This is a genomic window from Streptomyces aidingensis (assembly GCF_900112355.1).
In the GTDB taxonomy this organism is placed as follows: Bacteria; Actinomycetota; Actinomycetes; order Streptomycetales; family Streptomycetaceae; genus Streptomyces; species Streptomyces aidingensis.
This window is the reverse complement of the sequence record NZ_FOLM01000001.1, coordinates 1,024,936-1,033,701: the sequence shown is the minus strand read 5'-3', so window position 1 is coordinate 1,033,701 and position 8,766 is coordinate 1,024,936. Positions and strand designations below refer to the sequence as shown.

9 protein-coding genes are annotated in these 8,766 nt (G+C 73.2%); 6 read left to right on the top strand and 3 right to left on the bottom strand.

Translation table 11 applies throughout. From position 1 onward, the window contains the following. Positions 1 to 352 precede the first annotated feature (352 nt). Positions 353 to 1,105, bottom strand: a complete 753-nt coding sequence (locus tag BM242_RS04530; RefSeq protein ID WP_093837233.1) for a pirin family protein — start codon at positions 1,103 to 1,105, stop codon at positions 353 to 355. A 111-nt stretch (positions 1,106 to 1,216) separates the two neighbouring features. Here BM242_RS04530 and BM242_RS04525 point away from each other — a divergent pair, with 111 nt between their 5' ends. From BM242_RS04525 to fabF, 5 genes are all read left to right on the top strand, one after another. After that, positions 1,217 to 2,416, top strand: coding sequence for a PucR family transcriptional regulator (locus BM242_RS04525; RefSeq protein WP_175541246.1), 1,200 nt, complete (start codon positions 1,217 to 1,219; stop codon positions 2,414 to 2,416). Between the two features lie 94 nt (positions 2,417 to 2,510). After that, the gene (locus BM242_RS04520; RefSeq protein WP_093837355.1) at positions 2,511 to 3,497 is read left to right on the top strand and encodes an ACP S-malonyltransferase; all 987 of its coding nucleotides are present in this window, start codon (positions 2,511 to 2,513) and stop codon (positions 3,495 to 3,497) included. Positions 3,498 to 3,526: 29 nt separating this feature from the next. Then, a complete protein-coding gene (locus BM242_RS04515; protein WP_093837231.1) occupies positions 3,527 to 4,531 on the top strand; it encodes a ketoacyl-ACP synthase III in 1,005 nt (334 codons plus the stop codon). A 111-nt stretch (positions 4,532 to 4,642) separates the two neighbouring features. Beyond that, complete coding sequence (locus BM242_RS04510; protein ID WP_093837230.1) at positions 4,643 to 4,891, top strand: acyl carrier protein; 249 nt, start codon at positions 4,643 to 4,645, stop codon at positions 4,889 to 4,891. Between the two features lie 109 nt (positions 4,892 to 5,000). Further along, positions 5,001 to 6,266, top strand: a complete 1,266-nt coding sequence (gene fabF, locus BM242_RS04505; RefSeq protein WP_093837229.1) for a beta-ketoacyl-ACP synthase II — start codon at positions 5,001 to 5,003, stop codon at positions 6,264 to 6,266. A 208-nt stretch (positions 6,267 to 6,474) separates the two neighbouring features. Here fabF and BM242_RS04500 read toward each other — a convergent pair whose 3' ends face one another. After that, positions 6,475 to 7,485: a beta-ketoacyl-ACP synthase III gene (locus BM242_RS04500; protein WP_093837228.1), complete on the bottom strand. Its 1,011-nt coding sequence runs from the start codon at positions 7,483 to 7,485 to the stop codon at positions 6,475 to 6,477. A gap of 47 nt (positions 7,486 to 7,532) precedes the next feature. On the opposite strand from BM242_RS04500, the gene BM242_RS04495 reads away from it, so the two are divergent. After that, positions 7,533 to 8,165 (top strand): TetR/AcrR family transcriptional regulator, encoded by a 633-nt coding sequence (locus tag BM242_RS04495; RefSeq protein ID WP_093837227.1) that lies wholly within the window; start codon positions 7,533 to 7,535, stop codon positions 8,163 to 8,165. A 38-nt stretch (positions 8,166 to 8,203) separates the two neighbouring features. On the opposite strand, the gene BM242_RS04490 is transcribed toward BM242_RS04495, so the two are convergent. Further along, positions 8,204 to 8,698 (bottom strand): DUF3145 domain-containing protein, encoded by a 495-nt coding sequence (locus BM242_RS04490; protein WP_093837226.1) that lies wholly within the window; start codon positions 8,696 to 8,698, stop codon positions 8,204 to 8,206. Positions 8,699 to 8,766: the final 68 nt, after the last annotated feature.

The window sequence follows — 8,766 nt, the reverse complement described above, 5'->3', positions numbered from 1 at the left end:
CGTTGTCCTGGCTGCGGTCGGAGACGTCCAGCACCTTCCCGGAGTGCCGGTTCTCCAGGTAGTACCAGGTGCCGGTGGCGGGCTGGGCCTGGCTGCTGGTGGCGGTCAGCAGTCCGAGAAGCAGAGCGGAAACGCTTGCTATGGCAGCCACCAGCCAGGTATGCCTGCGCACCCATCCGCGTGGTGCGCGTGGTGCGAGCGATTGCTGTGACATCAGTTTTCTTCCCTTTCCGACTCGGGATGATCTGGTGCAGACCATCTGAAAGGGAGCGCTCCCAAGCTAGATCGAACGAGCGACTGAAACGTATCAACACGTCATGTGCGCGTCAATCCATCACGCGGTAAGCGCTCTCTAGGAGGGCGGACCGGGTGTGGAGTGCATCTCCCAGACCAGCAGTTCGGTACCCGGTTCAGTCTGCTCCAGCCGGGCCGGGTGCGGATCGGCCGATCCACCCACCGGGGCCACCCGGGCCGCGTCGCCGGCCGCCAGCCGCACCCCCTCGGGCCGCTCCGGGGCGACCAGCGAGACCCCGCCGCGCGCCACATGCAGATAGCACCAGGGCGCCGCCGGCAGCTCCGGCCCCGGACCGCCGCCGGGCGCCGGCCGCCACAGATGCAGCACCGCGTCCGCGCCCGGCACCGGGCAGCGGGCCATGGCCGCGCCGTCCCCCGCCCGCCGCCCTCCCTCCCCGAGCGGCCGGCGGACCACCCGGTGGCCGGGCTCGCCCCCGCTCTTCGCCGGAAGCAGCCACATCTGGAGGAAGCGCAGCGTCCCCGGCCCGGCGTTGCGCTCCACATGCCGCACCCCGCTGCCCGCGCTCAGCCACTGGAGATCACCGGCCCGCACCAGCTCCGAGCGGCCCGCCGAGTCCTCGTGCCGCAGCTCGCCCTCCAGCACCCAGCTCACGATCTCCGTGTCCCGGTGCGGGTGTTCGGCGAACCCCGCCCCCGGGGCCAGGATCTCCTCGTTGCAGGCGGTCAGCGAGCCGAAGCGCAGATTGTCCGGGTCGTAGAAGCCGGCGAAGGCGAAGGCGTGCCAGGTGTCGATGCCGGCCGCCGGGTCACCACCGTTGTAGCGCTCCGCCGCCCGCTGGATGATCAGCATCCCGCCACGGTAGCCGCGCGCCCGCGCCGGCGCCGTCGCGTGCGCCGCTCCCGATGGGGCGGTTGTGGACCCGGGGGTATGAGCGGGGCCCGGATGAGGCAGGCTGGGGGCGTGTCCGAAGCCGATAGCCATGCCGACGCGAAACGAACCGCCCACGCCGCCACGGTGCGGCGGCTGGAGCAGTCCTCCGGAAAACTGGCCGCAGCCGCCATCGCCCGGATGGACGCCACCCTGCCGTGGTACCGCGCCATGCCCCCGGAGAACCGGTCCTGGATCGGCCTGGTGGCGCAGGCCGGCATCGCGGCCTTCACCGAATGGTTCCGGCACCCGGACGCGCCCCAGGCGATCAGCACCGATGTGTTCGGCACCGCCCCGCGCGAGCTGACCCGGGCGATCACCCTGCGGCAGACCGTGGAGATGGTGCGCACCACCATCGAGGTGGTGGAGCAGGCGGTGGACGAGATCGCCGCCCCCGAGGGGCAGACCGCGCTGCGCAACGCCCTGCTGGTCTACGCCCGGGAGATCGCCTTCGCCACCGCGCAGGTGTACGCCCAGGCCGCCGAGGCACGCGGTGCCTGGGACGCCCGGCTGGAGTCGCTGGTGGTCAACGCGGTGGTCTCCGGGGAGGCCGACGAGGGCGATGTGTCCCGCGCCGCGGCCCTGGGCTGGAAGTCCCCCGAGCACGTCATCGTGGTGCTGGGCAGCGCGCCCAACGGGGACAGCGAGCTGACCGTGGAGGCCATCCGGCGTGCCGCCCGCTATGCCAAGCTCCAGGTCCTCACCGGCGTGCTGGGCAAGCGGCTGGTGGTGATCGCCGGCGGCAGCGACCAGCCGCTGCGCGCCGCGAAGTCGCTGATCGGGCCGTTTGCCGAGGGCCCGGTGGTGGCCGGTCCGGTGGTGCCGGACCTGCTGACCGCCACCCGCTCCGCGCAGGCCGCCGCGGCCGGTCTGCGGGCCTGCGCGGCCTGGCCGGACGCCCCGCGGCCGGTGCTGGCGGACGATCTGCTGCCGGAGCGCGCCATGGCGGGCGACCCGGTGGCCCGGGACCTGTTGGTGGAGGAGATCTACAGACCGCTGCGGGATGCGGGCTCGGCGCTGCTGGAGACGCTCAGCGTGTATCTGGAGCAGGCGAGCTCGCTGGAGGGCGCCGCGCGGATGCTGTTCGTCCATCCCAACACCGTGCGGTACCGCCTGCGACGTGTGACGGACGTCACCGGCTGGTCCCCCTCGGATGTCCGTTCCGCCTTCACCCTGCGTATCGCGCTGATGCTGGGCAGACTCGGGGACGCCGTCAGCCACGCCTGGTCTTGACGAGGCGGTTTGTGGGTCCTCGACAATTCCCTCGATGGTTCTTCGTTTTGGTCCCCACCGGCGCGGACCGGTCCGGTCAGGAGAGAGTGTGAGTGTGCTCGTACTCGTCGCTCCCGGCCAGGGCGCCCAGACCCCTGGCTTTCTGACTCCCTGGCTCGACCTCCCCGGTGCGGCCGACCGGCTGCGTGCCTGGTCGGAGGCGATCGATCTCGATCTGGTGCGGTGCGGAACGGAGGCCGGCGCCGAGGAGATCCGGGACACCGCGGTGGCCCAGCCGCTGCTGGTGGCCGCCGCCCTGCTCTCCGCCGAGGCCCTGCTCGGCGAGGGGTTCGGCACCGGCCCCGGCGCGTCCGCGGCACCCGGTGCCGCCGGGCTCCCCGGTGTGGTCGCCGGCCACAGCGTGGGCGAGGTGGCCGCCGCGGCGATCGCCGGGGTGCTCACCCCCGAGGAGGCCATGGTGCTGGTCCGGCGCCGCGGACTGGCCATGGCCGAGGCCGCGGCCGTCACCGAGACCGGCATGTCGGCCGTGCTGGGCGGCCGGGACCCGGAGGGCATCCCCGCCCATCTCGAACGCCTGGGGCTGACCGCGGCCAACCGCAACGGCCCGGGCCAGATCGTGGCGGCCGGCACCGCCGGGCAGCTCGCCGCGCTGGCCGCCGACCCGCCGGAGGGCGCCCGGGTGCGTCCGCTCCAGGTGGCCGGCGCCTTCCACACCGAGCACATGGCCCCGGCCGTGGCGGCCATGGACGCGGCGGCCTCCGCCCTGGTGCCGGCCGATCCGCGGATGCGCTATGTGTCCAACGCCGACGGCCGCCTCGTCGGCGAGGGCAAGGAGATCCTGCGCCGGCTGGTGGCCCAGGTCGCCGGGCCGGTCCGGTGGGATCTGTGCATGGAGACCTTCCTCTCGCTGGGCGTCACCGCCATGATCGAGGTCTGCCCGGGCGGCACCCTCACGGGGCTGGCCAAGCGCGGCATGAAGGGGACCACGACGCTGGCCGTCAAGACCCCGGAGCACCTGGAGGCGGCCCGCGCGCTGCTGGCCGGGCAGGCCCGGGACGCGGACGGCCCGGGCGGGGCCTGAGCCGATGAGGGAAGAGGAGCGACACTGACATGTCCGGCAAGATCAAGGGCGGCAAGGGCGCTCCCTATGCCCGCATCCTGGGCGTCGGCGGCTACCGTCCCAGCCGGGTGGTGCCCAACGAGGAGATCCTGAAGCACATCGACTCCTCCGACGAGTGGATCCGCTCGCGCTCCGGGATCGTCACCCGGCACTGGGCGGGCGAGGACGAGACGGTCACCGAGATGTCCCTGGCCGCGGCCGGCAAGGCGCTGGCCGACGCGGGCGTGGAGGCGGACCGGATCGGCGCCGTGGTGGTCTCCACCGTCTCGCACTTCCGGCAGACGCCGGGCGTGGCCGCGGAGATCGCGCACAAGCTCGGCGCGGGCCGGCCGGCCGCCTTCGACATCTCCGCCGCCTGCGCCGGCTTCGGTTACGGGCTGACCCTGGCCAAGGGCATGATCGTCGAGGGCAGCGCCGAGTATGTGCTGGTCATCGGCGTGGAGCGGCTGTCCGACATGACCGACCGGGAGGACCGGGGCACGGCCTTCCTGTTCGGGGACGGGGCCGGCGCGGTGATCGTCGGACCGTCCCGGGAACCCGGCATCGGCCCCTCGGTGTGGGGCTCCGAGGGCGACAAGTTCGACACCATCGGCCAGACCGTACCCTGGGACGCGTACCGCGAGGGGCCGGTGGAGAAGTTCCCCGCCCTCCGCCAGGAGGGCCAGACGGTCTTCCGGTGGGCGGTGTTCGCCATGGCCAAGGTCGCCCAGCAGGCCCTGGACGCGGCGGGCATCACCGCCGGCGAGCTCGACGTCTTCATCCCGCATCAGGCCAATATGCGGATCATCGACTCGCTGGCGAAGACTCTCAAGCTGCCGGAGCATGTGGCGGTCGCCCGCGACATCGAGACCACCGGCAACACCTCGGCCGCCTCCATTCCGCTCGCCATGGAGCGGATGCTGGCGACCGGGCAGGCAAAGAGCGGTGACACAGCTCTCGTCATCGGGTTCGGGGCCGGTCTGGTCTACGCGGCCACGGTCGTTACCCTCCCTTAGGCATCACAACCCCGCGGTCCGGGGCCACCGGTCCGCACCGGCACCATCCAGCAGGACCCGCAGCAGTACAGCACCGCGGCAACGGACCGCATCACGAGAAGGAGCGGCGCAATGGCGTCCACCAAGGAAGACATCATCGCTGGTCTCGGCGAGATCGTGAACGAGATCGCCGGCATCCCGGCCGAGGACGTGACCGAGGAGAAGTCCTTCACGGACGACCTGGACGTGGACTCGCTGTCCATGGTCGAGGTGGTCGTCGCCGCCGAGGAGCGCTTCGAGGTCAAGATCCCGGACGACGATGTCAAGAAGCTGAAGACCGTGGGCGACGCGGTCTCCTACATCCTGGACCACCAGGACTGACCCGGCCCTCCCCGCTGCGTCCCGCAGCGGCAGCGCAGCAGCACGACGCGCATGTCGCCACCTGCCGGGTGGCCGATCCCACGACCTCGACTAGCGGAAGAGCATTGCCGTGAACGCGACCAATCGAACGGTGGTCGTCACCGGTGTCGGCGCAACCACACCGCTGGGTGGCGACATCGCGACGACCTGGCAGGCCATGGTGTCCGGTACCTCCGGCGTCCGGGAACTGACCCAGGACTGGGCGGCCGGCCTGCCGGTGCGGATCGCCGCCACCGCCGCGGTGGACCCCGATGACGTGCTTCCCCGCCCGGTGCTCCGCAAGCTGGACCGCTCCGCGCAGTTCGCGCTGCTCGCGACCCGCGAGGCGTGGGCGGACGCCGGGTTCACCGCCCCGGCGGGCGAGGACGGCGGCCTGGTGGACCCGGCCCGGCTGGGCGCGGTCATCGCCTCCGGCATCGGCGGAGTGACCACCCTGCTGGACCAGTACGACAACCTGCTCCAGAAGGGGCCGCGGCGGGTGTCCCCGCACACCGTCCCGATGCTGATGCCCAACAGCCCGGCCGCCAACGTCAGCCTGGAGATCGGCGCGCAGGCCGGGGCGCACGCCCCGGTCAGCGCCTGTGCCTCGGGCGCGGAGGCGGTCGGCTACGCCACCGAGATGATCCGCACCGGCCGGGCGGACGTGGTGGTCGCGGGCGGCACCGAGGCGGCCGTCCACCCGCTGCCCATCGCGGCCTTCAGCAACATGATGGCCATGTCCAAGAACAACGACGACCCCGAGCGGGCCTCCCGGCCGTACGACATGGCCCGGGACGGCTTTGTGCTGGGCGAGGGCTGCGGCGTGGTGGTGCTGGAGTCGGCCGAGCATGCGGCCCGGCGCGGCGCGCGGGTGTACTGCGAGCTGCTGGGCCAGGGCCTGTCGGCGGACAGCCACCACATCGCGCAGCCGGAGCCCACCGGACGGGGAGTGGCGGCGGCGGTCCAGAACCTGCTGGACACCACCGACCTCAAGCCCGCGCAGGTGGTGCACGTCAATGCGCACGCCACCTCCACCCCGCAGGGCGATGTGGCGGAGATCAAGGCGCTGCGCAAGGTCCTGGGCGAGGAGATGGACCATGTCGCGGTGTCGGCGACCAAGTCGATGACCGGTCACCTGCTGGGCGGCGCGGGCGGTGTGGAGACGGCCGCCACGGTGCTGGCCGTGTACCACCGGCTGGCTCCGCCCACCATCAATGTGGAGAAGCTGGACCCGGAGGTGGACGCGGATGTGGTGCGCGGCGAGGCCCGCGCACTGCCCTCGGGCACCATCGCGGCGCTGAACAACTCCTTCGGATTCGGCGGGCACAACGTGGTCCTCGCCTTCCGCACGGTCTGACCGCCGCGCGGTTCCCCGCGCACACCGGCACCGGAGAGGGGCCGGGCCGGAGCGGATGCTCCGGCCCGGCCCCTCTCCGGCATCCGGCCGCCCCCGCCGGGGCACGGCGCAGCCGGGACGCGGGCCGGCGCCGTCCGGCCCACCCGCGGCGGCCACCGTGGTCGCGCTCGGCGAGGGGGACACCGTCGCCGGTGTCCCGCGGGTGCGTTCAGGGCGCGGTGACGATCTGGCCGGCCCAGGAGAGGCCGCCGCCGAAGGCGAACAGCAGCACCGGGGCGCCGGAGGGCAGTTCGCCGCGCTCCGCCATCTTGGACATGGCGATCGGGATGGAGGCGGCCGAGGTGTTTCCGCTGTCCACCACGTCCCGGGCGATCACCGCCCGCGGGCAGTCCAGCTTGGCCACCAGCGACTCGATGATCCGCAGATTGGCCTGATGGGTGACGACCGCGCCCAGGTCGGCCGGGGTGATCCCGGCCCGTTCGCAGGTCTGGCGCAGCAGCGCGGGCAGCACCGTGGTGGCCCAGCGGAACACGGTCTGCCCGTCCTGGGCGAACCGCGGCTGCCAGGCGTCCTGGAGCCGTACCGCGGCGCCCCGGGAGGGGTCCGTGCCCCACACCACCGGGCCGACTCCGATCCCGCCGCCCTCGCCGTCGCCGCCATCTCCGCTGTCGCCGCTGTCGTCCGAGCTCAGTACGGCCGCGCCCGCACCGTCGCCGAGCAGGACACAGGTGGAGCGGTCGGTCCAGTCCGTGACATCGGACATCTTCTCGGCGCCGATCACCAGGGCGTGCCGTGCCGCGCCGGCCCGCAGGGTGTGGTCGGCGGTGGCCAGCGCGGTGGTGAAGCCGGCGCAGGCGTTGTTGAGGTCGAAGGAGACGGCGGCGGTGATCCCGGTGCGCCCGGCGACCTGTGCGGCGATGGAGGGCGAGCGGTCCCGCGCCGAGCAGGTGGCCACGATCACCTGGCCGATCGCGGCGCGGTCGACACCGGACTGGGCGAGTGCCTTCTCCGCGGCGGCGGCGGCCAGATCGGTCACCGTCTCCTCGCGGGCGATGCGCCGGGTGACGATGCCGGTGCGCTGCCTGATCCACTCGTCGCTGGTCTCGACCATGCCGGCCAGATCGTCGTTGGTGAGCACCTGCGCGGGCTGGTGGTGGCCCAGCGCGGTGATACGGGAGCGGCGGGTGCCGGACGGCGCGGAAGCTGCGGATGGCGTCATGACCGCAGACTATAGCGACCGATCGTTCGGACTCTATACTCGGTTCCATGAGCCCTCGCAGATCGGCCGCCGAAGCCCGCTCCACCCGCGAGCGGATCATCCGGCGCAGCGTGGACGTGGCCTCCCTGGAGGGCCTGGAGGGGCTGACCATCGGGCGGCTCGCCGAGGATCTGGGGCTGAGCAAGTCCGGGCTGCTGGGGCATTTCGGGTCCAAGGAGGTGCTTCAGCTCGCCACCCTGGAACGCGCCTCGGTGATCTTCAACAACGAGGTCTGGGCCCCGGCCGCGGACGCCCGCCCGGGCCTGGACCGGCTGCATGCGGTGTGCGCCGCCTGGATCTCCTATCTGGAGCGGGGCGTCTTCCCCGGCGGCTGCCTCTTCGTCAGCTCGACCTTTGAGTACGACGGGCGCGGCGGGCCGGTGCGGGCGCTGCTGCGACGGCAGTTCGCGGTGTGGCGGCGGCGGCTGGCGGCCGATGTGCGGACCGCGGTGCGGCGCGGTGAGCTGCCGGCCGGGAGCGATCCGGAGCAGCTCGTGTTCGAGCTGTCCGGGGTGATGATGAGCCTGAACCACGCGCTCCAGCTGCACGGCGACAGCGCCGCCGTGGTGCGTGCCCGGCGGGCCGTGCACCGGCTGCTGGACGCCGCCTGCCGCCCGGACGGCCGTCCGCCGTCCGCCTGAGCCGGCCGGACAGCCGGCCGGACGGACGGACGGCGGCTTCAGACCACCTGGTGCAGCCAGCGCACGGGGGCGCCCTCGCCGGCGTAGCGGAAGGGCTCCAGTTCGTCGTCCCAGGGCTTGCCCAGCAGCCGGGAGATCTCGGCGGAGAGGTCGCTCTCGCCCCGCCCGGCCCGCTCGGCCGCCGCGCGCAGCCGGTCCTCCGGGATCATGATGTCGCCGTGCACGCCGGTGACCGCGTGGTAGATGCCGAGCCCGGGGGTGCAGCTGTAGCGCTCGCCCTCGGCCGCGGCGCAGGGCTCGGAGGTCACCTCGAAGCGCAGCAGCTCCCAGCCGCGCAGCGCCGACGCCAGCCGGGAGGCGGTGCCGGCCGGGCCCTGCCAGGAGAGTTCGGCGCGCCAGGTGCCGGGGGAGGCGGGCTGCCTGATCCAGTCCAGGCCGACCCGGCTGCCCAGCACCCCGGAGACCGCCCATTCCACATGCGGACACAGCGCGCGGGGCGCGGAGTGCACGTACAGGACACCTCGTGTCGTCATCCGGACCTCCCGCTCCGTCCCGCTGCTCCGGGCATGCGCGCGTGCCTGAGCCCGCGCCGCAACGGGCG